The organism is Mycobacterium ahvazicum, assembly GCF_900176255.2.
GTDB classification, from domain to species: Bacteria; Actinomycetota; Actinomycetes; order Mycobacteriales; family Mycobacteriaceae; genus Mycobacterium; species Mycobacterium ahvazicum.
The window spans coordinates 831,979-853,514 of sequence record NZ_FXEG02000002.1 but is presented as its reverse complement, the minus strand read 5'-3'; the positions used below and the strand labels follow the sequence as shown (position 1 = coordinate 853,514).

At 66.8% G+C, this 21,536-nt stretch carries 26 protein-coding genes and 1 pseudogene; 15 read left to right on the top strand and 12 right to left on the bottom strand.

Going from position 1 to position 21,536, the window contains the following annotated elements; all coding sequences use genetic code 11:
• Positions 1-40 precede the first annotated feature (40 nt).
• From MAAFP003_RS06305 to MAAFP003_RS06295, 3 genes are read left to right on the top strand one after another with little or no spacing between them, the layout of a single operon-like run.
• Positions 41-652 (top strand): acid phosphatase, encoded by a 612-nt coding sequence (locus MAAFP003_RS06305; protein WP_096285370.1) that lies wholly within the window; start codon positions 41-43, stop codon positions 650-652.
• Positions 649-1,749 carry an isochorismate synthase gene (locus tag MAAFP003_RS06300; protein ID WP_243393792.1) on the top strand — a complete coding sequence of 367 codons (1,101 nt, stop codon included), beginning with the start codon at positions 649-651 and terminating at the stop codon, positions 1,747-1,749. The genes MAAFP003_RS06305 and MAAFP003_RS06300 overlap by 4 nt, the downstream gene beginning before the upstream one ends.
• The gene (locus tag MAAFP003_RS06295) at positions 1,746-2,228 is read left to right on the top strand and encodes a GNAT family N-acetyltransferase (protein WP_096285366.1); all 483 of its coding nucleotides are present in this window, start codon (positions 1,746-1,748) and stop codon (positions 2,226-2,228) included. Before MAAFP003_RS06300 ends, MAAFP003_RS06295 begins: the two co-directional genes overlap by 4 nt.
• Here the strand turns inward: MAAFP003_RS06295 and MAAFP003_RS06290 are convergent.
• The gene (locus MAAFP003_RS06290; protein ID WP_096290913.1) at positions 2,180-2,608 is read right to left on the bottom strand and encodes a hypothetical protein; all 429 of its coding nucleotides are present in this window, start codon (positions 2,606-2,608) and stop codon (positions 2,180-2,182) included. The genes MAAFP003_RS06295 and MAAFP003_RS06290 overlap by 49 nt on opposite strands.
• Before the next feature lie 119 nt (positions 2,609-2,727).
• On the opposite strand from MAAFP003_RS06290, the gene MAAFP003_RS06285 reads away from it, so the two are divergent.
• Complete coding sequence (locus MAAFP003_RS06285; protein WP_096285364.1) at positions 2,728-3,693, top strand: diacylglycerol/lipid kinase family protein; 966 nt, start codon at positions 2,728-2,730, stop codon at positions 3,691-3,693.
• Positions 3,694-3,976: 283 nt separating this feature from the next.
• Positions 3,977-4,231 carry a transcriptional regulator WhiB1 gene (gene whiB1 / locus MAAFP003_RS06280; protein ID WP_036467351.1) on the top strand — a complete coding sequence of 85 codons (255 nt, stop codon included), beginning with the start codon at positions 3,977-3,979 and terminating at the stop codon, positions 4,229-4,231.
• Between the two features lie 61 nt (positions 4,232-4,292).
• Here whiB1 and MAAFP003_RS06275 read toward each other — a convergent pair whose 3' ends face one another.
• A complete protein-coding gene (locus MAAFP003_RS06275; RefSeq protein WP_096285362.1) occupies positions 4,293-5,795 on the bottom strand; it encodes a sensor histidine kinase in 1,503 nt (500 codons plus the stop codon).
• 48 nt (positions 5,796-5,843) lie between these two features.
• Positions 5,844-6,059 (bottom strand): biotin/lipoyl-binding carrier protein, encoded by a 216-nt coding sequence (locus MAAFP003_RS06270; protein WP_066956294.1) that lies wholly within the window; start codon positions 6,057-6,059, stop codon positions 5,844-5,846.
• Positions 6,060-6,274: 215 nt separating this feature from the next.
• Between MAAFP003_RS06270 and MAAFP003_RS30080 the strand changes: the two genes are divergently transcribed.
• A complete protein-coding gene (locus MAAFP003_RS30080; protein ID WP_085976028.1) occupies positions 6,275-6,349 on the top strand; it encodes a 50S ribosomal protein bL37 in 75 nt (24 codons plus the stop codon).
• 28 nt (positions 6,350-6,377) lie between these two features.
• Here MAAFP003_RS30080 and rsrA read toward each other — a convergent pair whose 3' ends face one another.
• The gene (gene rsrA / locus MAAFP003_RS06260) at positions 6,378-6,674 is read right to left on the bottom strand and encodes a mycothiol system anti-sigma-R factor (RefSeq protein WP_096285360.1); all 297 of its coding nucleotides are present in this window, start codon (positions 6,672-6,674) and stop codon (positions 6,378-6,380) included.
• Positions 6,671-7,327, bottom strand: coding sequence for a sigma-70 family RNA polymerase sigma factor (locus tag MAAFP003_RS06255; protein ID WP_165796316.1), 657 nt, complete (start codon positions 7,325-7,327; stop codon positions 6,671-6,673). The genes rsrA and MAAFP003_RS06255 overlap by 4 nt, the downstream gene beginning before the upstream one ends.
• Before the next feature lie 291 nt (positions 7,328-7,618).
• Between MAAFP003_RS06255 and MAAFP003_RS06250 the strand changes: the two genes are divergently transcribed.
• Positions 7,619-8,479, top strand: a complete 861-nt coding sequence (locus MAAFP003_RS06250; RefSeq protein ID WP_096285356.1) for an SDR family oxidoreductase — start codon at positions 7,619-7,621, stop codon at positions 8,477-8,479.
• Positions 8,480-8,491: 12 nt separating this feature from the next.
• Entirely contained in the window at positions 8,492-8,971 is a 480-nt protein-coding gene (locus MAAFP003_RS06245; RefSeq protein WP_096285354.1) for an aminoacyl-tRNA deacylase, read from the top strand.
• On the opposite strand, the gene MAAFP003_RS06240 is transcribed toward MAAFP003_RS06245, so the two are convergent.
• Entirely contained in the window at positions 8,968-9,852 is an 885-nt protein-coding gene (locus MAAFP003_RS06240; RefSeq protein WP_096285352.1) for a cyclopropane mycolic acid synthase family methyltransferase, read from the bottom strand. The two genes, MAAFP003_RS06245 and MAAFP003_RS06240, sit on opposite strands and share 4 nt — an antisense overlap.
• Before the next feature lie 344 nt (positions 9,853-10,196).
• Positions 10,197-10,772: an HdeD family acid-resistance protein gene (locus MAAFP003_RS06235; protein ID WP_096285350.1), complete on the bottom strand. Its 576-nt coding sequence runs from the start codon at positions 10,770-10,772 to the stop codon at positions 10,197-10,199.
• A gap of 132 nt (positions 10,773-10,904) precedes the next feature.
• On the opposite strand from MAAFP003_RS06235, the gene MAAFP003_RS06230 reads away from it, so the two are divergent.
• The gene (locus MAAFP003_RS06230) at positions 10,905-12,323 is read left to right on the top strand and encodes a phytoene desaturase family protein (RefSeq protein ID WP_096285348.1); all 1,419 of its coding nucleotides are present in this window, start codon (positions 10,905-10,907) and stop codon (positions 12,321-12,323) included.
• A gap of 46 nt (positions 12,324-12,369) precedes the next feature.
• Here the strand turns inward: MAAFP003_RS06230 and MAAFP003_RS06225 are convergent, their stop codons facing one another.
• Positions 12,370-13,119, bottom strand: a complete 750-nt coding sequence (locus tag MAAFP003_RS06225) for an SDR family NAD(P)-dependent oxidoreductase (RefSeq protein ID WP_096285346.1) — start codon at positions 13,117-13,119, stop codon at positions 12,370-12,372.
• 118 nt (positions 13,120-13,237) lie between these two features.
• Between MAAFP003_RS06225 and MAAFP003_RS06220 the strand changes: the two genes are divergently transcribed.
• Genes MAAFP003_RS06220 through MAAFP003_RS06210 form a run of 3 tightly spaced genes read left to right on the top strand, consistent with a single transcriptional unit; the run spans position 13,238 to position 14,920 of the window.
• Positions 13,238-14,008, top strand: coding sequence for an SDR family NAD(P)-dependent oxidoreductase (locus MAAFP003_RS06220; protein ID WP_096285344.1), 771 nt, complete (start codon positions 13,238-13,240; stop codon positions 14,006-14,008).
• A gap of 3 nt (positions 14,009-14,011) precedes the next feature.
• Positions 14,012-14,629, top strand: coding sequence for a TetR/AcrR family transcriptional regulator (locus MAAFP003_RS06215; RefSeq protein ID WP_096285342.1), 618 nt, complete (start codon positions 14,012-14,014; stop codon positions 14,627-14,629).
• Between the two features lie 54 nt (positions 14,630-14,683).
• Positions 14,684-14,920: a hypothetical protein gene (locus MAAFP003_RS06210; protein WP_096285340.1), complete on the top strand. Its 237-nt coding sequence runs from the start codon at positions 14,684-14,686 to the stop codon at positions 14,918-14,920.
• On the opposite strand, the gene MAAFP003_RS06205 is transcribed toward MAAFP003_RS06210, so the two are convergent.
• The gene (locus MAAFP003_RS06205) at positions 14,917-15,783 is read right to left on the bottom strand and encodes a 3-hydroxyacyl-CoA dehydrogenase family protein (protein ID WP_096285338.1); all 867 of its coding nucleotides are present in this window, start codon (positions 15,781-15,783) and stop codon (positions 14,917-14,919) included. The two genes, MAAFP003_RS06210 and MAAFP003_RS06205, sit on opposite strands and share 4 nt — an antisense overlap.
• Before the next feature lie 32 nt (positions 15,784-15,815).
• A complete protein-coding gene (locus MAAFP003_RS06200) occupies positions 15,816-16,121 on the bottom strand; it encodes a hypothetical protein (RefSeq protein WP_096290912.1) in 306 nt (101 codons plus the stop codon).
• A gap of 411 nt (positions 16,122-16,532) precedes the next feature.
• On the opposite strand from MAAFP003_RS06200, the pseudogene MAAFP003_RS06195 reads away from it, so the two are divergent.
• A pseudogene (locus MAAFP003_RS06195) lies at positions 16,533-17,902 on the top strand (HNH endonuclease signature motif containing protein).
• A 3-nt stretch (positions 17,903-17,905) separates the two neighbouring features.
• Here the strand turns inward: MAAFP003_RS06195 and MAAFP003_RS06190 are convergent.
• Positions 17,906-18,670, bottom strand: a complete 765-nt coding sequence (locus MAAFP003_RS06190; RefSeq protein ID WP_096290911.1) for an SOS response-associated peptidase — start codon at positions 18,668-18,670, stop codon at positions 17,906-17,908.
• A gap of 54 nt (positions 18,671-18,724) precedes the next feature.
• Here MAAFP003_RS06190 and aroA point away from each other — a divergent pair, with 54 nt between their 5' ends.
• Positions 18,725-20,023 (top strand): 3-phosphoshikimate 1-carboxyvinyltransferase, encoded by a 1,299-nt coding sequence (gene aroA, locus MAAFP003_RS06185; protein ID WP_096285336.1) that lies wholly within the window; start codon positions 18,725-18,727, stop codon positions 20,021-20,023.
• On the top strand, positions 20,020-21,012 hold the full coding sequence (gene rsgA / locus MAAFP003_RS06180; RefSeq protein WP_096285334.1) for a ribosome small subunit-dependent GTPase A: 993 nt from the start codon (positions 20,020-20,022) through the stop codon (positions 21,010-21,012). Before aroA ends, rsgA begins: the two co-directional genes overlap by 4 nt.
• On the opposite strand, the gene MAAFP003_RS06175 is transcribed toward rsgA, so the two are convergent.
• Positions 20,999-21,472, bottom strand: a complete 474-nt coding sequence (locus MAAFP003_RS06175; RefSeq protein ID WP_096290910.1) for a winged helix-turn-helix transcriptional regulator — start codon at positions 21,470-21,472, stop codon at positions 20,999-21,001. The two genes, rsgA and MAAFP003_RS06175, sit on opposite strands and share 14 nt — an antisense overlap.
• Positions 21,473-21,536 lie beyond the last annotated feature (64 nt).

The following is a 21,536-nucleotide window of genomic DNA, read 5'->3' as shown; positions in this document are numbered from 1 at the left end:
GGGGCGACGGGCCCACGAGTCTCGGGCAGAATCAGTCCACATGGGCTTGCACAACCATCGACTTGTACTGCTGCGCCATGGCGAGACCGAATGGTCGAAATCCGGCCAGCACACCGGCCGCACCGATATAGAGCTCACCGACACCGGCCGGCTGCAGGCCGAGCTTGCCGGGCACGTCCTGCGTGAGCTGAAGCTCACTGATCCGCTGGTGATCAGCAGTCCGCGGATACGAGCACTGACCACGGCCAAGCTGGCCGGTCTCGCTGTCGACGAGGTATCTGAACTGCTCGCCGAATGGGATTACGGTTCCTACGAGGGGTTGACGACTCCACAGATCCGGGAATCGGACCCGGATTGGCTGGTGTGGACCCACGGTTGCCCCGGCGGTGAGAGTGTGGCGCAAGTCAGCGCCCGCGCTGACCGGGCCGTCGCACTGGCGTTGGAGCACATGGCTTCGCGCGACGTGGTGTTCGTGGGTCACAGCCATTTCTCCCGCTCGGTCATCACCCGGTGGGTCGAACTGCCGCTGGTCGAGGGCAGCCGGTTCTGGATGCTCGCCGGCTCGATCGCCGTATGCGGATTCGAGCATGGCCTGCGCCAGCTCGCCGCGCTCGGACTGACCGGTCTCCCGCAGGCAATCGCACCCGGTTGAGCACCACGGAACCGCCGTTCGCACTGTGCGGCCCGCGCGGCACCCTGATTGCCGAAGGGGTGCGGGCGCACTACGACGACGTGGGCGCCGCCCAAGCCGCGCTGAGATCGGGATCCGCCCCAATTGTGTTGGGCGCATTGCCTTTTGACGTGAAACGACCCGCTGCGCTGCTGGTGCCGGACAGGGTGCGGCACAGCGACGGACCACCCGACTGGCCGACGGAGCCGCTGCCGAACGTGCGCATCGCCGCGGCCATCCCGCCACCGGCCGAATACCGCGTCCGGATCAGCCGCGCCCGCGATGAGCTGACCGCGCCGAACACCGCGCTGAGCAAGGTGGTGCTGGCCCGGGCGTTGCGGCTGGCCGCCGACGGCCCGCTGGACGCCCGTGTGGTGCTGAGCCGCCTGGCCACCAACGATCCGGCGGCCTACTGCTATCTGGCCGACCTGAGCGCCGCCGGTGCGGACTGCGCCGGCGCGGCCCTGGTGGGTGCGAGCCCGGAGCTTCTGGTCGCACGCTCCGGCGACCGGGTGAGCTGCCAGCCGTTCGCCGGTTCGGCCCCACGCGCCGCGGACCCCGAGCGCGACGCCGCCAACGGCGCCGCGCTGGCCGCCTCCGCCAAGGACCGCCACGAGCATCAGCTGGTCATCGACACGATGCGGGCCGCGCTGGAACCGCTGTGCGACGAGCTGACCATCGCACCCGAGCCGCAGCTGAGCCGCACCGCCGCGGTCTGGCATCTGTGCACACCGATCAGCGGCCGGCTGCGCGATAAGTCAACCACCGCAATCGATTTGGCGCTGACTCTGCACCCCACCCCGGCGGTCGGAGGCGTGCCCGCCGAGGCAGCGTCCGAGCTGATTGCCGAGATCGAAGGCGACCGCGGCTTCTATGCCGGCGCGGTGGGCTGGTGCGACTCCCACGGTGACGGCTATTGGGTGGTGTCCATCCGCTGTGCGCAGCTGTCGGCGGATCGCCGCACCGCCCTGGCCCACGCCGGCGGCGGCATTGTCGCGGAATCGGATCCTGACGCCGAAGTTGACGAGACCACAACGAAATTCGCCACGATTCTCAACGCGCTTGGAGTTGAGCAATGAGCGAAAGCATTCGTCGCGCCAAACCCGGAGACGCCGCCGACATAGCCGACATGATCCACGCGCTGGCCGAATTCGAACGCGCCGCCCAAGATTGCACCGTCACCGAAAAGCGGATTTCCGCAGCACTTTTCGGCCGTTCGCCGATCGTGTACGGACATGTCGCCGAAGTCGACGGTGAGATCGCCGCGATGGCGCTGTGGTTCCTCAACTTCTCCACGTGGGACGGCGTCGGCGGCATCTACCTCGAGGATCTGTTCGTCCGGCCCGAATTCCGCCGCCGGGGCCTGGCCCGCGCACTGCTGGCGACCCTGGCGGCCGAGTGTGTCGACAACGGCTACACCCGGTTGTCGTGGGCGGTGCTGAACTGGAACGCCGACGCGATCAGGCTGTACGACGAGGTCGGCGGGCAACCGCAACGAGAGTGGACCACCTACCGGCTGTCCGGGGCGTCCTTGTCCGGGCTGGCCGGACCGCGCTGATCGCCTCCGGCTACCCAGCGCAGTGCGGCGGGGCTGAAGAGCAGGAGCAACACCGTCAGCGCCACCAAGGCCAGCGGTATACCGAACGCCGCACGATGCGAACCGACCGCGAGGTACCAGGACACCGGCAACAACAGCAGCTGGGTGAACACCGCGAGCCCACGCCCCCAGCGCTGCCCAACGACCAACGCGCGACCGGCGGCCAGCACCACGCCGCCGATCACCAGGAACCAGAGCGCGGTGCCCAGACCGTTGACCACCCGCTGGTCGGCTCCGGCGATCGCACGCACCACCAGGACCGCGGCCATCGCCAGAGCGGCCAGCCCCTGCGCCGCGACAATGAATCCGGCGCCGCGGACGGCCGACGGGGGCGGTGGTATCTCCTGGTTGCGGCGGCCGCGGTTCACAGCGTCAGCGTAGCCACGCGGAACCCCCCATCCGCCGAGCCGTCGCTTCCCCCACAGCAAGGCCTTAACCGGCCCGCATAAGCTCGTGCATCATGCGTGCCGTTCTGATCGTGAACCCCGCAGCCACATCCACCACGCCCGCCGGCCGCGATCTGCTGGCGCATGCGCTCAAGAGCCGCCTCGAGCTCACCGTCGAGCACACCAACCACCGCGGTCACGGGACCGAACTCGGCCACGCGGCCGCCGAGAGCGGGGTCGACCTGGTCGTCGTGCACGGCGGGGACGGCTCGGTGAGCGGGGTCGTCAACGGGATCCTGGGCCGCCCCGGCACGCCGCGGCCTGCACACGTCCCCGCCGTCGCGGTGGTACCTGGCGGTTCGGCGAACGTGCTGGCCAGATCGCTGGGGATCTCCCGGGACCCGGCCGCCGCCACCAACCAGCTGATCCAGCTGATCGACGACTACCGCCGCCACCAGAGCTGGCGGCGCATCAGCCTGATCGACTGCGGCGAGCAGTACGCGGTGATCAACGCCGGAATGGGCGTCGACGCCGAGGTGGTCGCCGCGGTGGAGGCCCAGCGCAACAAGGGCGTCAAGGTAACGCCGTTGCGGTACTGGCGGGTCGCGGTGCCCGCAACGATCCGCTACAGCCGCCGCGCGCCGGACATGACGCTGGAGCTGCCCGGCCGCGACCCCGTCTCGGGCGTGCAATTCGCCTGGGTGTCCAACACGACGCCCTGGACCTACAGCAACAGCCGGCCGATGGTGACCAACCCGGGTTGCAGCTTCGAGTCGGGCCTCGGCGTGTTCGCGGTTACCAGTTTGAAGGTGATTCCCACACTTCGATTACTGCGCCAGATTCTCGCGAAGAACCCGAACCCACAAGCCAACCAACTTGTCCGAGACGACGACACCGCTTGCGTGCGAATCAGTTGCAGCGCCGGGCCGGTGGCCAGTCAGTACGACGGGGAGTACCTCGGGCTGCGCGAATCCATGACGTTCCGATCGGTGCCCGATGCACTTTCCGTGGCGGCGCCGCCGCAAAGCAAGCCGTCCTGAACTGCGAAAACGCCACCCCATACCGGGAGAGCGACCAAATATTCTCGGCAGGGTAATCGGCGAGTGTAGTACAACGGAGTGAGGGCTTGACTAAGCCTTAATCAAAGTGAGATAGCCCACGGCCCAACTCACGCTATTGACTTCTGTTGTGCCTGTGAAACGATCGAAAGGTTGCATGCAGAGATTGTGGGGGTACCAAACGGACCCTTACTCATGCAAGCGTTAAGAGCCGAAGAATAACGCCAGTGCGCGATGCTGCGCACATAGTGAGGAGTAACTACTTATGGATTGGCGCCACAAGGCGGTGTGTCGCGACGAGGACCCGGAGCTGTTCTTCCCGGTAGGGAACAGTGGCCCGGCGCTCGCGCAGATCGCTGACGCGAAACTGGTCTGCAATCGGTGTTCGGTGACCACGGAGTGCCTCGGATGGGCGCTGAACACCGGTCAGGATTCCGGTGTGTGGGGCGGCATGAGCGAAGACGAGCGGCGTGCGCTCAAGCGCCGCAACGCCCGGACGAAGGCCCGCAGCGGAGTCTGATCCCAGTCTCCAGACAGCGCGGCCCCGACAACTTGTCGGGGCCGCGCTGTTGCGTGGGTACCTACAGCAGCAACCTGGACCGACGGCCGATCGGCACCCGCAGCACCACGTCGGTGCCGCCGCGGGGCGCTTGGCGCATCCCCAAGGTGCCGTCAAGCTCGGCGGCCACCAGGGTGCGCACGATCTGCAGTCCCAGGCTGTCGGATTTTTCCAGGCTGAACCCGTCGGGCAGGCCGCGCCCGTCGTCGTGCACCACCACATCGAGCCAGCGCGCCGAGCGCTCGGCACGAATCGACACCGACCCCTCCGGGGCAGCCGGGTCAAACGCGTGCTCGATCGCGTTCTGCACCAGCTCGGTGATCACCATGATCAGCGCCGTGGCGCGGTCGGAGTCGAGCACGCCCAGATCACCGACGCGGTTGATCCGGATCGGGCGGTCCACCGACGCGACGTCGTTCATGATCGGCAGGATCCGGTCGATGACCTCGTCGAGATTGACCTGCTCGTCGACCGACATCGACAGCGCGTCGTGGACCAAGGCGATCGATGACACCCGGCGCACCGATTCGATCAGCGCCTCGCGGCCTTCGGCGTTGACGGTCCGGCGCGCCTGCAGACGCAGCAGCGCCGCGACCGTCTGCAGGTTGTTCTTCACCCGATGGTGGATCTCACGGATCGTCGCGTCCTTGGAGATCAGGGCCCGGTCCCGGCGCTTCACCTCGGTCACGTCACGAATCAGCACCGCGGCGCCCGCGCCGGCGCCGTGCACCACCAGCGGCAACGTGCGCAGCAGCACCGTGGCCCCGCCGGCGTCGACCTCCATGCGCATGCTCTTGCCGCCGGCCAGCAGGTCCTGCACGTGCTCGGCCATCTCCTGGGCTTCGAACGAATCCGAGATCAGCGGCCGCGTGATCCGGATGAGGTTGTGGCCCTCCAGCTCGCTGGTCAGTCCCATGCGGTGGTACGCCGACAGGGCGTTGGGGCTGGCGTAGGCGACGACGCCGTCGACGTCGAGGCGGATGAATCCGTCACCCACCCGTGGCGTGGAGCGGGACATGGCGACGTCGCGCACATCCGGGAAGGTGCCCTCCGCCAGCATGTGGACCAGATCGGCGGCGCATTCGCGGTAGGCGGTCTCCAGGTGCCCGGAGTTCTGATTGGCGGTCGGCGCCGTTTGATGCTGGGTGAGCACCGCGACCACCTGATCGCCGTAGCGCACCGGCGACGCCGCAACGTGCGGTCCGGGAAGCTGCCACGAATCCTGTTGGCTCGCTTCGTTTCTCAGCTGAGCGGTGCCCGACGCGAAGGTCTCGGCGACCAGCAGTAGGCGATCGGCGGCCACGACGCTGCCCACCGAATCGGTCTGTAGAACCGTCGGCGCGGTGTTGGGCCGGCATTGCGCCACGCACACCAGCACCCCGTCGTCGCGGCGAACCCACATCAGATAGTCGGCGAACGACAGGTCGGCCAACAGCTGCCACTCCCCGACCACGGCATGCAGGTGGTCCACGGCGTTGCCGGGCAGCATCGTGTGTTCGGCCAGAAGATCACCGAGCGTGGACATCAAATACTCCCGCGTCGTCCCACGGCGGTAGGTGCGAAGCGCCGGAGGCTAGCTGATGACGGCGATCAGATCGCCCGCCTGGATGACATCGCCGACGGCCACACTCACCTTGCTGATCGTGCCGTCGACCTCCGCCAAAACCGGAATTTCCATCTTCATGGACTCCAGCAGCACCACGATGTCGCCCTTGCCGATTTGGTCGCCCTCGTTGACAACGACTTCCAGCACGCTGGCCACGATCTCGGCTCGAACATCCTCGGCCATCTTCACCCCACTCGTTTCGGCCACTGCGCATGCTGGCTGGTCTGGGCTTCCATCTCAAGCTCATGTATATCGAACCACAACATCATCAGGCATACCGGCGCGCGGGCCGGTCCCCGGTGGGGTGAAAAAGCACACGCTGCGCCGTGCGAGAATTGACGGCAACCTGACGGGCGCCCAGCGCCTGAGATCATGACCGAACGACGGAGGTTCTCCCCATGGCCAAGCGTGGCCGCAAGAAGCGTGACCGCAAGCACAGCAAGGCCAACCACGGCAGGCGTCCCAACGCCTAACCGCTGGTAGTCGCGCTGGAGCGCCTTCCTACGATTCCCGGATGATCGTGGTGCGGCGAATCTCCAGCCGCAACCGCTCGCGCAGGCCCTCGGGGGCCTTGTCGCCGCTGCATTTGGTCGCGATCAGCGCCTTGAATTGCTCTTCGATCCCGAACAGCCGCAGGCATGGCGGGCATTCGTCGAGATGCTGCTTGAGCTTTTTCCGCGTCTCCGCCGTGCATTCGCCGTCGAGCAGCGTCCATACCTCGGCGATCAATTCAGCGCATTCGGCCTTCGTGCGCGGATCCGAGCCCGCCGGGGCGCCGTCGGGCGAAAACTCGCTCATGACGACACCTCCTCGTGCGTCTGCTGACTCCGGATGAACCCGCGGTCCTTGGCCACGTCTTCCAACAACGAGCGCAGCTGGCGTCTGCCCCGATGCAGCCGAGACATTACCGTTCCGATCGGGGTATCCATGATCTCGGCGATCTCCTTGTACGGGAAACCCTCGACATCGGCGTAGTAGACGGCCATCCGGAACTCCTCCGGCAGCGCCTGCAACGCGGCTTTGATCTCGGTGTCCGGCAGCGCCTCCAGGGCCTCGACCTCGGCCGAGCGCAACCCGGTTGAGGAGTGTTCGGCGTTGGACGCCAGCTGCCAGTCGGTGATCTCCTCGGTCGGATACTCCGCGGGCTGGCGCTGCTTCTTGCGATAGCTGTTGATGTAAGTGTTGGTCAGAATCCGGTACAGCCACGCCTTGAGGTTGGTGCCGGCCCGGAACGACCGAAATCCGGCGTAGGCCTTAACCATCGTTTCCTGCAGCAGGTCCTCGGCGTCCGCGGGGTTGCGCGTCATGCGCAGCGCGCCGCCGTAGAGCTGGTCCAACAGGGGAATCGCGTCGCGCTCGAAGCGCGCGGTCAGCTCCTCGTCGGTTTCTTCAACAGGCTCGACAATGTCGGAACCGGTCACTCCGTCTGGGCCATCGTCTAAGTCGGCCATCTCGATTAACACGGTCCCTTCCGTTGCAGCGTCGCCACCCAGCACTGCTAGCGACACCGAACTCGCAAACAAGCGAGCCAACTGCTCTGCGCCTATTGAACTGCCTAACAGGCTTGTCGCCGTTGACACCAGATCCTCCTCCCAATCTAGAGGCTGCGACCGACAATGTTTGCCCGGGTCGCTCACATGCGTTTGTCGAGACCGACATGATCAACAGCACCAGCCGACGTGCTATTTCCGGTGCCAGGTCCCCCCAACCGACCGGTTGGGACCGGGCGTTACTGTGACGCCATGTCCCATGCCACGTCATTGCAAGGCAAGACCATGTTCATCTCCGGCGCCAGCCGCGGTATCGGCCTGGCCATCGCCAAACGCGCCGCACAGGACGGCGCCAACATCGCACTGATCGCCAAGACCGCCGAGCCGCACCCGAAACTGCCGGGAACGGTGTACACCGCCGCCAAGGAACTCGAAGAGGCCGGCGGCCAGGCCCTGCCGATCGTCGGCGACGTCCGTGATCCGGAATCCGTAGAATCCGCGGTGGCCAAGACCGTCGAGCAATTCGGCGGCATCGACATCTGCGTGAACAACGCGTCGGCGATCAACCTGGGGTCCATCGCCGAGGTCCCGATGAAGCGGTTCGACCTGATGAACGGCATCCAGGTGCGCGGCACCTACGCCGTGTCGCGAGCGTGCCTGCCCCACATGAAGGGCCGGGAGAACCCGCACGTCCTGACGCTGTCCCCGCCGGTGCTGCTCGGCCAGGAGTGGCTGAAGCCTACGGCGTACATGATGGCCAAATTCGGCATGACGCTGTGCGCGCTGGGCATCGCGCAGGAGATGCGCGCCGATGGCATCGCGTCGAACACGCTGTGGCCGCGCACGCTGGTGGCCACCGCCGCGGTGCAGAACCTGCTCGGCGGCGACGAGGCGATGGGCCGGGCCCGTAAGCCCGAGGTCTACTCGGACGCGGCCTACATCATCCTGAACAAGCCGTCCAAGGAATTCACCGGCAACATGCTGCTGTGCGAGGACGTGCTGCTGGAAAACGGCGTCACCGACCTGTCGGTCTACAACTGCGTGCCCGGCGGCACTCTCGGCGTCGACTTCTGGGTAGACGGCGTCAACCCGCCGGGGTACAGCGGGCCGTAAAAGGGCACTGACGTGGCCGCGACGCCGGCGTTGGCGGCGCTGACCAAAGCCGGTGTGCCGCACGAGGTGGTGAAGTTCGGCCACGATCCACGCGACCACTCGTTTGGTTCCGAAGCCGTCAAAGCGCTGGCCAAGCTCGGTATCGCGCCCGGGCAGATCTACAAGACGCTGGTGATCGCGGTGCCCGACGGGCTGGCCGTGGCCGTCGTGCCGGCCCCCGCCCGGCTGTCGCTGAAGGCGGCCGCCGCGGCGCTGGGCGTGACCAGAGCGACGCTGACCGAACCCGCGGTCGCCGAGCGGACCACCGGGTACATCGTCGGCGCGGTCTCGCCGTTCGGTCAGCGCAGAGCGCTGCCGACGGTCGTCGATTCCAGCGTGCTGGCCTGGGAGCGGGTGTTCTGCAGCGCCGGCCGCCGCGGCTGGGACGTCGCCGTGGCCCCGCAGGATCTGATCGGCGTCACCGGCGCGGTCACCGCCGGCATTCAGGCCTAGCCCTTGGTGAGGGTGAACTGCGCGACGTCGGTGTAGCCCTCGCGGAACAGGTCCGCGCAACCGGTCAGGTACTTCATGTACCGGTCGTAGACCTCCTGCGACTGAATCTCGACGGCCTCGTCGCGCCTCGCCTCCAGCGCGGCCGACCAGTTGTCGAGGGTGCGCGCGTAGTGCAGCCGCAGCGGCTGGTAGCGGTCGAGCGTGAACCCGGCACGCTTGGCGTGCTCTTCGACATTCTTGGCTTGTGGCAGGTCCCCGCCCGGAAAGATCTCGTCCATGATGAATTTCATGAAGCGGATCTTGGTCATGGTGATGGGCAGTCCGCGGTCGGCGAATTCCTCGTCGCTGGGCTTGATGATGGTGTGCAGCATCATCACCCCGTCATCCGGCAGCGCCTCATAGGCCATCTTGAAAAAGTCCGGGTAGCGATCGCGGCCGAAGTGCTCGAAGGCGCCGATTGACACGATGCGGTCGACCTTCTCGTCGAACTGCTCCCAGCCCTGAAGCAGCACCCGCTTGGTTCGCGACGACGGGTGGTTGTCCAGGCGCTGCTGCACGTGCGCCTGCTGATTGCGGCTCAGAGTCAGGCCGACGACGTTGACGTCGTACTTCTCGAGTGCGCGCACGACGGTGGTGCCCCAGCCACAGCCGATATCGAGCAGCGTCATGCCGGGTTGCAGTCCGAGCTTGCCCAACGACAGGTCGACCTTGGCGTACTGCGCCTCTTCGAGCGACATGTCGTCACGCTCGAAATAGGCGCAGCTGTAGGTGCGCGTCGGGTCCAGGAAAAGCGCGAAGAACTCGTCAGAGAGGTCGTAGTGCGCCTGCACGTCCTCGAAATGCGGCTTCAAGCCCGGACTTTCGTTTTCTTTTGAGGACAAGGCACAACTTTCTCGATCGCGTGTGAGTGGGCTTTACGGTGTGCGATCGAACTGGATCGACTCCCCCAGGTGTCACAGTGTATAGAGCGCCCGTGGCGCACCCGCGCAGCTCATCTTCAGCAAACAACACGAGCCCGCTGATTGTCGGCATGCGTCCTCCTAGCCGACTACCGCCGTCCGTGCTGCCCCGCGGTTAGCAAACCTTGAAACGTGTCACCCGGGCACGGCCGCACTACGGCCTGATCGACAGCCGGTGCCGCACCGGCATCCCGCGACCGGCCGTCCTGCACACAACGCCGACCGCATGCGATCGGCGTTGTGCTGCAAGGGATTTCGTTGTCAGGTCAGGCAGCCTTCGCCCGGTTGCGAACTTGCATCGCACTGATCACGTCGACGATGCCGATGGCGATCAGCCAGCAGCCGGCGACCAGGGTCAGCACGGCGATCGAGTGCAGCGGCGAAACGATCAGCACGGCGCCGCCGACCACGATCACCAGCCCGGACAGCGCCTGCCAGCCGCGGCCGGGCATGTGGTCGAAGGACAATGCCGCGGCCAGCAGCGTCATCCCGCGGAACAGCCAGCTGATGCCGATCCAGATGGCCAATAGGGTGACCGCCTCGAATTCTTCGCGGAAGCAAAAGAATCCCAGAATCAGCGACACGATGCCGGTGATAAACGTCAGCACCCGCATCGCGGCGCCGGCGTGCGACCCGAAGGCGGCGAACACGTAGCCGATCCCGGAAACCACCAGGTAGATGCCGAACAGGACGCCGGCAACAAACAGTGTCTGTCCTGGCCAGGCCAACACGATGACACCCAGCGCGATCGCCAGGATGCCGGTGAGGAGGAGCACTTGCCATGCGCTGCGGGCAAGTTGCCGAAGAGGACCTTCGAAAACGGTATCGTCGCGAATAGTCATCTCAATATCATTAGCCAAAATTGGTGAAAAGAAAATGTCCGCGGCGACACAATTCCGTATCGCGCACGGGTATTGACAACAATGCCGGATCCGAGGTGCTGAGGTACCGTGCGCTCGCGGTAACGTGCAACGATGAGTACCGCAGTGGTGGTGGGCAGTGGGCCCAACGGGCTCGCCGCCGCAATCCGCCTGGCCGCCAAGGGCGTGCAGGTCACCGTGCTGGAAGCCGCCGACGAAGTCGGCGGGGGCACCCGCAGCACCGAAGCAATCGTTCCCGGCCTGCTGCACGACCATTGCTCGGCGATTCACCCGATGGCAGTCGGCTCGCAATTCCTCAACGGCTTCAACCTGCAGCGGTACGGATTGTCGTGGCGCTGGCCGGAGATCGACTGCGTCCATCCGCTCGACGACGGCAGCGCCGGCGTGCTGTACCGCTCGGTCGAGCAGACCGCGGCCGGCCTGGGTCGTGACGGGTCGCGCTGGCGCCTCGCGTTCGGCTACCCGGCCTCGCGTTTCGACGCGTTGAGCGACGACATCATGGGGCCGCTGCTGCGGGTCCCGCACCATCCGCTGATGCTGGCCCGGTTCGGTGCGCCGACGGTGCTTCCCGCGTCGACGTTCGCACGGGCGTTCCGCACCGAGAAAGCCCGGGCGTTGTTCGGTGGTATTGCGGCCCACTCCTTCCGGCCGCTGCACTACCCGATGACCTCGGCCATCGGGATGGGCATCATCACGGCCGGGCACCGGCACGGCTGGGCGGTGGCCGCGGGCGGATCGCAGTCGATTGCCAACGCGATGGTCGCTCTGCTGAGCGACCTGGGCGGCAAGATCGAAACCGGTGTCCGGGTGCAGAACACGTCGCAGCTGCCGCCGGCCGACGTCACGATGTTCGACCTGGCGCCAAGCGCGGTCGCCGGCATCCTCGGCGACCGTCTCCCCCGCCGAATTGCGGCTGCCTTCACCAGATTTCGGCGTGGACCCGGCGCGTTCAAGGTCGACTTCGCCGTCGAGGGCGGCGTGCCCTGGACCAACCCGGACGCGCACCGGGCCGGCACGGTGCATCTGGCCGGCAGCTACGCGGAGCTGGCCGCGGCCGAGCGCGACATCCACGCCGGGCGCATGCCCGAGCGGCCGTTCGTGCTGATAGGTCAGCAGTACCTGGCCGATCCGCAACGGTCAGTGGGCAATACGCATCCGGTCTGGACCTACGCGCACGTCCCCAACGGCTACGCCGGCGACGCCACCGAGGCGATCATCGCCCAGATCGAGCGATTCGCGCCGGGATTCTCCGAACGCATCGTCGGCCAGACCGTTCGCACCACGACGCAGATGGCGACGTTCAACGCCAACTATGCCGGTGGCGACATCATGACCGGCTCGAAGGACATTCGCCAGCTCACCTTCGGACCTCGAATCACGCTGTCGCCCTACAGCATTGGCATTCCCGGCATGTATATCTGTTCGGCGGCCACCCCGCCCGGTCCCGGCGCGCACGGCATGTGTGGCGCCAACGCCGCCAACCTCGCGCTGGACTACCTGGCCGCCAAATAGCGCGCGTTCAGAAGGTGACCACCACCTTGTCGGCGGCAACTGATGTCTAGACCGTCAGGTATCCGCCGTCGACGGCGATCGTGCTGCCGGTGATGTAGGAGGCGGCGTCGGTACACAAGAACAGCGTCGCACCAGCGCAGTCCTGGGGTGTTCCGGGTCTGCCCAACGGGGTGTGGAAGCCGATCTCGACGTCCATCACCTCGGGAATTCCCATGGCCGGTTGTGTCATTCGGGTGTCGATCAGCCCCGGCGCGATTGCATTGACCCGGATGCCGTCGTGGGCCCACCGACGGGAGAGGTTCATCGTCAACGCGACGAGGCCCATCTTCGAGGAGGCATACCCCGGGACGAACACCGCCGAACGGAACGCGGACATCGAGACCACGCTGACGACACTGGCCCCGCCGGCCGCCTTGCTCGCCTTCAGCCGCTCGTAGCATCGCATCGTCAACCGCATGGGGCCCAGCATGTTCTGCGTCACCGATGCGACGTAGCCGTCCGGGTCGTACTCGTCGCCGGCGGGATACAGCCCACCGGCGTTGTTGATCAAGACGTCGAGTTCACCCAGCGAGTCCGCCAGCGCGTCGACGGCGTCGGGATCCTGAATCTGGCACTGGCGGTAGGTGAATGCGCTCAGATCCGTATCGGGATAGTCGGCGGTCGACCCGCGAGTCCCGGTCACCGTGACGGCGGCGCCCGCCGTGGCGAATGCGGCGGCGATCGCGTTGCCGATGCCGCTGGTGCCGCCGGTCACCAGCACATTGGCGCCGGTGAAGTCGAACTGGATGGAGTTCATCTGTCGTCCCTCAATTCGTTGATGGATTCGGCGAGCCAGACCCCATCAGAAGGCATTGCCGGTGAATTCCGGCCATGACGTGCGATCCTCTATAGTTCTAGAGGTAAAGTCAATATCCATGGGACTACGCGGCTTGGCCGAAAGGGTTGCGGTCGTGGTCGGCGGGGCCACCGGCATCGGCGCCGCGACGGCCGGCCGGCTCGGGGCGGAAGGCTGCCGGGTCGTCATCGGCGACGTCGCGGCCGACGCCGCGGCGCAGACCGCCGCCCGCATCTGCGCCGCCGGCGGCACGGCAACCCACGTCGGGTTCGATCTCGCCGATCCAACGTCGGTATCCAACCTGATCGATTCGGCCGCAACGACTTACGGCGGAGTGGACCTGCTGTTCAACGTCGGTGCGGACATGAGCACGATCCGGGCCGACACCGATGTGGTCGACATCGACTTCGACGTGTGGGATCGCGTGATGGCCGTCAACCTGCGCGGCTACGTCGCCGCGATGAAATACGCCATTCCGCGCATGCTCGCCAGCGGCGGCGGCGCGATCGTCAACATGTCCTCGGCGGCGGCGTTCCAGGGCGAGCCGGCCCGGCCCGCCTACGCCACCGCGAAGGCCGGCATCGGCGCGCTGACCCGCCACGTCGCATCGCGGTGGGGCAAGCAAGGCATCCGCTGCAACGCGGTGGCGCCGGGCTTCACCGCGACCGAAGCCATCCGCTCGGTTCCGCAGTGGCCGGACCTGCAGGCCGGTGCGCTCAAGCGCATTCGCGGCACCCGCGTCGGGGCTCCGGAGGACATCGCCGCACTGGTCGCGTTCCTGCTGTCCGAGGAAGGCGAGTGGATCAACGGTCAGGTCGTCAACATCGACGGCGGCACCGTCCTTCGGTGAGTCATGGCAGCCAGCAGCGGGTCCCGGAAACGCAACGGCGACGAGCGCCGTCGCGCACTATGTGACGCCGCGATCCAGGTGCTGGCCGAGCAGGGATCGCGCGGGCTGACGCACGGGCAGGTCGATCGCTACGCGGGAGTGCCGGAGGGCACCACGTCGTACTACTACCGCACCCGGGCCGCGCTATTGCGCGGTGTCGGCAAGCGGGTCGCCGAGATCGACGTCGCCAACCTGCAGACGGTGATCGACGAGCCGCTCGACCCCCTCTCGCCGTTCGCGCACCTGGCCGAGCTGACCATGATGCAGGCCGACGGGCCCGGGCTGATGCTCAACCGGGCGCGGCATGAATTGCTGATGGGGGCGGTGCGCGATCCCGATGTCGCCGAGACGTCCCAGGCGTTCGCCGCCCGGATGAACGCGATGGCCCGCGAGGCGATCGCGCATCTGCAGCCCGGTACCGACGACCCCGAACTGCTCGATGCGCAGACGACGGCCGTCACCACGTTCATCGCGGGTGTCTTCACGCGGCTCGCCGGCGGCGACCGCACGATCAGCAACGCCGAGCAACTCACTGGGCTGCTGGAAGCCGTGGCCACCGCGGTCTCGCTGCAGCGGGCCTGAGCATCGCGGCGAAAACCCCTATGCGGCCGCCTGACAACGCTTAACGTGTTGCCCATGAACATGAAGCGACTCGTCGCCGGCGGTGTGCTGGCTGTTGCGGCGTTGATGACGGCCGGACTGGGCGTCAGCAACGCCGACACGATTCAGACCGAGGGCAACTACCCGACACGGCAGGCGTGCCAGGACGCCGGCCCGGGCGTGAAGGCGTCGACGCCGGGCAACTGGAACAACTTCTGGTGCGTGCCGGACCGCAACGTCAACGGCAACTGGAAGCTGGTTCTCAGCAACTAGTAGCTGTAGAAGCCCTCGCCGGTCTTGATACCGAGCTTGCCGGCGTCGATGTAGGACTGCAGCAGATCGCGCACGCTCTTCGGTAGGTGCGGAAGCTCCGCGGCGTAATGGTTCTCGATGTCGAGCACGACGTCCAGGCCGACCAGATCCATCATCTGAAACGGGCCGACCGATACGCCCAGGGCGAGCTTGAATATGCCGTCGATATCCTCCGGGCGGGCCACGCCCTCGGCGACCACCGCCAGCGACTCGCGCTTAATGGCCGCCCAGATGCGATTGAAGATGAAACCCGTGCTCTCCTTGCGCGCTTCGAAGGGCTGCACGCCGAATTCCGGTAGTACCGCCAGCAGCGTGTCGAGCAGACCCCGGTCGGTCTGGCCGTCCGACATCAACTCGATCGCGTTGATGTCCGGTGGCATGTAGAAGTGCATGTTGCACAAACGTGTTTTGTCGCTGATGTTTTCGACCATCAGCCGCGATGGGATGGACGACGAGTTGGTTCCGAAGATGGTGCCCGCCGGCGCCGCCCGGTCGATCTCGCCCCACAACGGAATCTTGATCTCGAGCTTCTCGGGGACCGACTCGACGGCCAGCCACGCGTCGTCCAACGCCTCGTCGAGCGACGCGGTGGCGGTTACGACGCCGACTTCGCCAAATCCCCTGTCGGCCAATACCTTCGGTAGCGCTTGTGCCACATACTCGATGGCTTCGTCACGTTGTTCCTTGCGCCGCGCGTAGATTCGCACCGTTCCGCCCCGGGTGGCGAACATCAGGGCGATGCGGCGGCCCAGGGTACCCGCGCCGATCACCGCGACGGGGCGGTCTTTGATGTCTTCGAAGGTGTAGGTGTACGAACCAGTCACATGTGCATGGTAAAGCTCCAGGGGCCAGTTCCTTACAAGTCGTCGCGGTGGCGGGTGCCGGACTTCGCCAGTCCCCGGCTCACCATGTAACCGACACTGAGGATCACGACGTACAGCCAGGCCTTGTCGGCATGGAAATAGTCGTTATGCCCGTCGTTCGTCTTGACAAGGTAAGACGCAAGCAAGACTGCGACGGTCGCCACGATGAAGACGATGAATTCCGTTGTCCGGTAGAAAGGTTTGGTTTCGGCGCCGCGCCGGCCGAGGGGCCGAACGGGCGGTGCGTCTGCATGCTTCGCATCGGACGAATGTACTGTCACGGGATTGCCGGTCGTCATGAATTTCTCCTTTCGGATGCCGCCGAACGGATTCGGCTGCAATGCTTTTGGGTGAGCAGATCCGGATGAGCGTGGACGCCCGCGGTTCGGTGACCGCCCGGGCGGCAATTGACGCCAGCGTCTTGAGCAGCAAATCCAAGCCCTTTTCAGGGCCACCCAGCGAGTTCCGTGCGAAACTACGCAGATCTCGGCCGGGTGTCGTTGTGCCCGCCTCGTAGCGACAATCGGCGTGGGCTTGGGCTGGCAGGCTGGGGCCGGTCGCCTGCCGAAGTGTTCGGACCACGCGGTGATTTGCCCGCCTCGTAGCGACAATCGGCGTGGGTGCACACGGGTGAATTCTCTTGTGCCACTTTCGTTTCAGTGGTCTCTGGGTGGGGGTTTTCTGTCGGTGGGTGCCGATAGTTTCAGGGCATGAGTTCAGGTGTGGCCCCCGCGCAGGACGTGGCCTTTGAGGCGTTGGACGCCGCCCTCGATGCCGTGCTCGGGTTGGACTCCTCGATGCTGAACACCCGCGAGCGCCTGGACCGGCTGGCCCGCTACGAAAAGGTGCGGCGCCGCCTATCCGCCGGCGAGCACCCACTGATCACTCAACTCCAGCAGGAGGCTACGCCGGCGGAGTTGGGCGGCAAACTGTCCCACGCAATCGCCGATGCCACGCTGATCAGCCGCGCCGACGCCGGGAGGCGGGTCCGCGAAGCCGCCGACCTGGGCGAGCGGCGGGCGTTGACCGGCGAACCGTTGGCGCCGGTGCTGGCCGCGACCGCCACCGCGCAACGGGCCGGAAAGCTGGGCCGCGAGCATGTCGCGGTGATCCGCCGCTTCTACCACCAGCTACCGGGCTGGATCGACATCGAGACCCGCACCCGCGCCGAAGCCGACCTGGCGCGGCTGGCCACCCAGTACCGGCCCGATCAACTCCTCGGGTTCGCCGAACACCTGACCGATTGCTTGACCCCGACGGCAACTACACCGACACCGACCGGGCGCGGCGGCGCGGGCTGACCCTGGGCCCCCAACAACTCGACGGCATGTCCGCACTCAGTGGCTGGCTCACCCCGGAGGCGCGGGCGTCGCTGGAAGCGGTGCTGGCCAAGCTCGCCGCCCCCGGCATGTGCAACCCCGACGACGACACCCCCTGCGTGGACGGGGCTCCGACACAGGACGCCATCGACCACGACCCCCGCTCACCCGCGCAACGCCACCACGACGGGCTCAACGCCGCCCTGCGCGCGGTCCTGGCCTCCGGGGAACTGGGCCAGCACAACGGGCTACCCGCCACCATCATCGTGTCCACCACCCTGCAAGAGCTTGAAGCCGCCGCCGGCCACGCGATCACCGGCGGCGGCAGCTGGCTACCCATCTCCGACGTGATCCGCCTGGCCCGCCACGCCCACCACTACCTCACCCTCTTCGATGAACGCAAACCCGTCGTCCTATACCACGCCTAACGCCTCGCCTCCCCCGGACAACGAATCGTGTTGTACGCCAAAGACCGCGGCTGCACCGCTCCCGGCTGCACCGTCGGCGGCTACTACTGCGAAGTCCACCACATCACCGACTACACCCAATGCCACGACACCGACATCGACAACCTCACCCTGGCCTGCGGCCCCCACCACCGACTCCTACAACCCCGCGGCTGGACCACCCGAAAACACCCCAACGGCCACACCGAATGGATCCCCCCACCCCATTTGGATCGCGGCCAACCCCGCACCAACACCTACCACCACCCGCAGAAGCTGCTCCGCGACGGAGGTGACGATGACGAGGCGGCCTAGCGACTACAACAGCGTGATCTGTTCGGGTTCCGGCTCGGCCGGCTCGAGGAGTTGCGGCCCGTTGTTGCGGATGCTGTTCACCAGCCTCGACACCTCGCGCAGCTCGATGCCACGCACATCCGGAGCACGCGTCAGCAGTTCGGTGTTCAGCGGGGCATCGGGGTTCAACCAGTCATCCCAGTCGCGCTCGGCCAGCATCAGGGGCATCCGGTCGTGGACCGCGGCCAGCTCACCCACGGCGTCGGTGGTGATGATCGTGCAGCTCAGCAGCGGGTCCGCTTCCGTGTCCGGCTTCCAGACCGACCACAGACCGGCCATGAACAACGGCTCACCGTCGTCGCGATGCATGAAGAACGGCGTCTTGGCGGTCTTCTTGCCCGCAGCGTTGTCCGGATTGGGTCGCCATTCGTACCAGCCGTCCATCGGCACCAGGCAACGCTTGCTCTTGGCCGAGCCGCGGAAGGCCGGCGACGTGGCGACCTTGTCGGCGCGGGCGTTGATCAGCAGCGGCCCCTTATTGTCCGGCCCGCCGTCGGGACCGGCCTTGACCCACGGCGGAACCAGTCCCCAGCGCATCAGCCGCACCCGGCGAGTCGGCTCGTCGTCCGGCTCGCTGTGGCGGGAGACCACCGTCGCGACCGTGGTCGTGGGGGCCACGTTGTAGTTGGGCTCCGACGCACGCTCCGTGGTACCGGTAGCTTCGTCGATCGCCTTGATCTTCTCGGCCAGCAGGGCCGGATCCGTCGTGACCGCAAACCGTCCGCACATGACTTCCATGGTGCCCCGTACCCACGACACCCGCCGACACGGCAGGATGAAGCCGTGAGCACCGACCCCTGGACGGCCCCCATCGCGCGGACGCCGGTGCACGCAACCGTGACCGTGCCGGGCTCGAAATCGCAGACCAACCGTGCGCTAGTGCTGGCGGGTCTATCGAGTGCGCAGGGCCAGAGCGCCTCCACCATCACCGGCGCGCTGCGCAGCCGCGACACCGACCTGATGATCGGCGCGCTCACCTCATTGGGCCTGCGCGTGGACGGGGACGGTTCCGAGCTGACGGTCAGCGGCCGGCTCGACCCCGGCCCCGGCGCCCGCGTGGACTGCGGCCTGGCCGGCACCGTATTGCGCTTCGTGCCGCCGCTGGCGGCGCTGGCGAACACTCCGGTGGAATTCGACGGCGACGAACAGGCCCGGGTCCGGCCGATCGCGCCGCTGCTGGATGCGCTGCGCGAACTGGGCGTGCCGATCGAGGGAACCGGCCTGCCGTTCCGGGTGCTGGGCAGCGGATCGGTCGCCGGTGGCACCGTGGCAATCGACGCGTCGGCGTCGTCACAGTTCGTCTCCGGCCTGTTGCTGTGCGGCGCGTCGTTCAGCAACGGCCTGACCGTGCAGCACACCGGTGCGTCGCTCCCCTCGGCTCCGCACATCGCGATGACCACCGTGATGCTGCGGCAAGCCGGAGTCGACGTAGACGATTCAGTGCCCAACCGCTGGCACGTGCGCCCCGGTACCGTCGCGGCCCGGCACTGGGAGGTCGAGCCGGACCTCACCAATGCCGTTGCGTTCCTGTCGGCGGCGGTGGTGACCGGCGGCAGCGTCCGTATCACCGGCTGGCCAGCAATGAGCGTACAACCCGCCAGCGACATTCTCGACGTGTTGAGCAAGCTGAATGCCGTTGTCACCCAAACTGATTCATCGCTCGAAGTGCAGGGCCCCGAGGGCTACGACGGCTTCGACGTCGACCTGCGCGACGTCGGCGAGTTGACGCCGTCGGTCGCGGCCCTGGCAGCGCTGGCAACCCCTGGTTCGGTGTCACGGCTTTCCGGCGTCGCCCATTTGCGGGGCCACGAGACCGACCGCCTGGCTGCCCTGAGCGCCGAGATCAACCGGCTGGGGGGTGACTGCCAGGAGACCGCCGATGGTCTGCTGATCACCTCGACCCCACTGCATTCCGGCATCTGGCGGGTGTACGCCGACCACCGGATGGCGATGGCCGGCGCGATCGTCGGGCTGCGAGTACCCGGAGTCCGGATCGACGACATCGGCGCCACCACCAAGACACTGCCGGAATTCGCCCAGTTGTGGGCGCGGATGCTGGCCGACGGGGAGTCCAGCGTTTGAGACCGGGTGACTACGACGAGTCCGACGTCAAGGTCCGATCCGGCCGGGGTTCACGACCCCGGACCAAAACCCGTCCCGAGCACGCCGACGCCGAGGCCGCGATGGTGGTCAGTGTCGACCGGGGCCGGTGGGGATGCGTGCTGAGCGAGCGGCCCGACTGCCGGGTCACCGCCATGCGGGCGCGCGAGCTGGGCCGCACCCCGATCGTGGTCGGCGACGACGTCGACGTGGTCGGCGACCTGTCCGGACGGCCGGACACACTGGCTCGCATCGTGCGTCGCGGTCCGCGGCGAACGGTGTTGCGGCGCACCGCCGATGACACCGATCCCACCGAGCGGGTGGTGGTCGCCAACGCCGATCAACTGCTGATAGTGGTGGCCCTGGCCGATCCGCCGCCGCGCACCGGGCTGGTCGACCGTGCGCTGATCGCGGCGTATGCCGGTGGGTTGACGCCGATCCTGTGCCTCACCAAGACCGACCTCGCCCCGCCCGAGCCGTTCGCGAAACAGTTCGCGGATCTGGACCTGACGGTGGTCGCCGCGGGCCGCGACGATCCGCTGCTGGCGGTGGCGGACCTGCTCGCCGGCAAGATCACAGTGCTGCTGGGACACTCCGGAGTGGGTAAGTCCACACTGGTGAATCGCCTTGTGCCAGAAGCTGATCGGGCGGTTGGTGAGGTCACCGACATCGGCAGGGGCCGACACACCTCAACGCAGTCGGTCGCGCTGCCGCTGAAACCGACGCGAGCGGGTTCGGGCTGGGTGATCGATACTCCGGGCATCCGCTCGTTCGGACTGGCCCATATCCGGCCCGACGACGTGCTGATGGCGTTCTCGGATCTGGCCGAGACCGTGCAGGATTGCCCACGCGGATGCGGCCACATGGGACCGCCGGCCGACCCGGAGTGTGCGCTGGACACGCTCTCCGGTCCCGCCGTTCGCCGAGTCGAGGCGGCCCGCCGGCTGCTCGCGGCGCTCAGGGAGACTTAGCCAGCCGCATGCCGAGCTCGTCGGGCGGCACCAGATGGCCTTCGGTGCATCGAATTTCGACGCCGGCCTCGGCGCCACAGCCCAGATGGGTGAGTCGCAGCCGGTGACGGCCCGGCAGGTGCTGTCGCCCCCATTCGAACAGCGCCCAGACCACCGGCATGAAATCGATGCCGGCCTCGGTCAGCACGTATTCCTCGCGGCTGCGCTGCCCCGGCTCCTGATAGGGCCGGCGCGCCAGTAACCCCAGCTCGACCAGCTCGGACAGGCGTGCCGAGGTGGCCGCCTTGGTGATACCGACGCGGTGGGCGAAATCGTCGAACCGAGTGGTGCCGTAGTACGCCTCGCGCATGATCAGCATTGCGGACTTGGTGCCGACCACCGCCATCGTCTTCTCGATCGCGCACTGACCGACCGCCGACCACTTCTCCCGATCCGCCAGGGCGCCTTGCAGAAATGTCATGTAGATCACCTCCCGTCTGGGTTGATTTTAGTATACCTAGGCGTTTACCTGGGTATAGCAAGTA

What these genes read in the sequence shown, in the direction of transcription:
- MAAFP003_RS06305 (WP_096285370.1), top strand. Translation starts at nt 41, where the DNA reads ATGGGCTTGCACAACCATCGACTTGTACTGCTGCGCCATGGCGAGACC.
- MAAFP003_RS06295 (WP_096285366.1), top strand. Translation starts at nt 1,746, where the DNA reads ATGAGCGAAAGCATTCGTCGCGCCAAACCCGGAGACGCCGCCGACATA.
- MAAFP003_RS06285 (WP_096285364.1), top strand. Translation starts at nt 2,728, where the DNA reads ATGCGTGCCGTTCTGATCGTGAACCCCGCAGCCACATCCACCACGCCC.
- whiB1 (WP_036467351.1), top strand. Translation starts at nt 3,977, where the DNA reads ATGGATTGGCGCCACAAGGCGGTGTGTCGCGACGAGGACCCGGAGCTG.
- MAAFP003_RS06275 (WP_096285362.1), bottom strand. Translation starts at nt 5,795, where the DNA reads ATGTCCACGCTCGGTGATCTTCTGGCCGAACACACGATGCTGCCCGGC.
- MAAFP003_RS06270 (WP_066956294.1), bottom strand. Translation starts at nt 6,059, where the DNA reads ATGGCCGAGGATGTTCGAGCCGAGATCGTGGCCAGCGTGCTGGAAGTC.
- rsrA (WP_096285360.1), bottom strand. Translation starts at nt 6,674, where the DNA reads ATGAGCGAGTTTTCGCCCGACGGCGCCCCGGCGGGCTCGGATCCGCGC.
- MAAFP003_RS06255 (WP_165796316.1), bottom strand. Translation starts at nt 7,327, where the DNA reads ATGGCCGACTTAGACGATGGCCCAGACGGAGTGACCGGTTCCGACATT.
- MAAFP003_RS06250 (WP_096285356.1), top strand. Translation starts at nt 7,619, where the DNA reads ATGTCCCATGCCACGTCATTGCAAGGCAAGACCATGTTCATCTCCGGC.
- MAAFP003_RS06235 (WP_096285350.1), bottom strand. Translation starts at nt 10,772, where the DNA reads ATGACTATTCGCGACGATACCGTTTTCGAAGGTCCTCTTCGGCAACTT.
- MAAFP003_RS06230 (WP_096285348.1), top strand. Translation starts at nt 10,905, where the DNA reads ATGAGTACCGCAGTGGTGGTGGGCAGTGGGCCCAACGGGCTCGCCGCC.
- MAAFP003_RS06225 (WP_096285346.1), bottom strand. Translation starts at nt 13,119, where the DNA reads ATGAACTCCATCCAGTTCGACTTCACCGGCGCCAATGTGCTGGTGACC.
- MAAFP003_RS06220 (WP_096285344.1), top strand. Translation starts at nt 13,238, where the DNA reads ATGGGACTACGCGGCTTGGCCGAAAGGGTTGCGGTCGTGGTCGGCGGG.
- MAAFP003_RS06215 (WP_096285342.1), top strand. Translation starts at nt 14,012, where the DNA reads ATGGCAGCCAGCAGCGGGTCCCGGAAACGCAACGGCGACGAGCGCCGT.
- MAAFP003_RS06210 (WP_096285340.1), top strand. Translation starts at nt 14,684, where the DNA reads ATGAACATGAAGCGACTCGTCGCCGGCGGTGTGCTGGCTGTTGCGGCG.
- MAAFP003_RS06200 (WP_096290912.1), bottom strand. Translation starts at nt 16,121, where the DNA reads ATGACGACCGGCAATCCCGTGACAGTACATTCGTCCGATGCGAAGCAT.
- MAAFP003_RS06190 (WP_096290911.1), bottom strand. Translation starts at nt 18,670, where the DNA reads ATGTGCGGACGGTTTGCGGTCACGACGGATCCGGCCCTGCTGGCCGAG.
- MAAFP003_RS06175 (WP_096290910.1), bottom strand. Translation starts at nt 21,472, where the DNA reads ATGACATTTCTGCAAGGCGCCCTGGCGGATCGGGAGAAGTGGTCGGCG.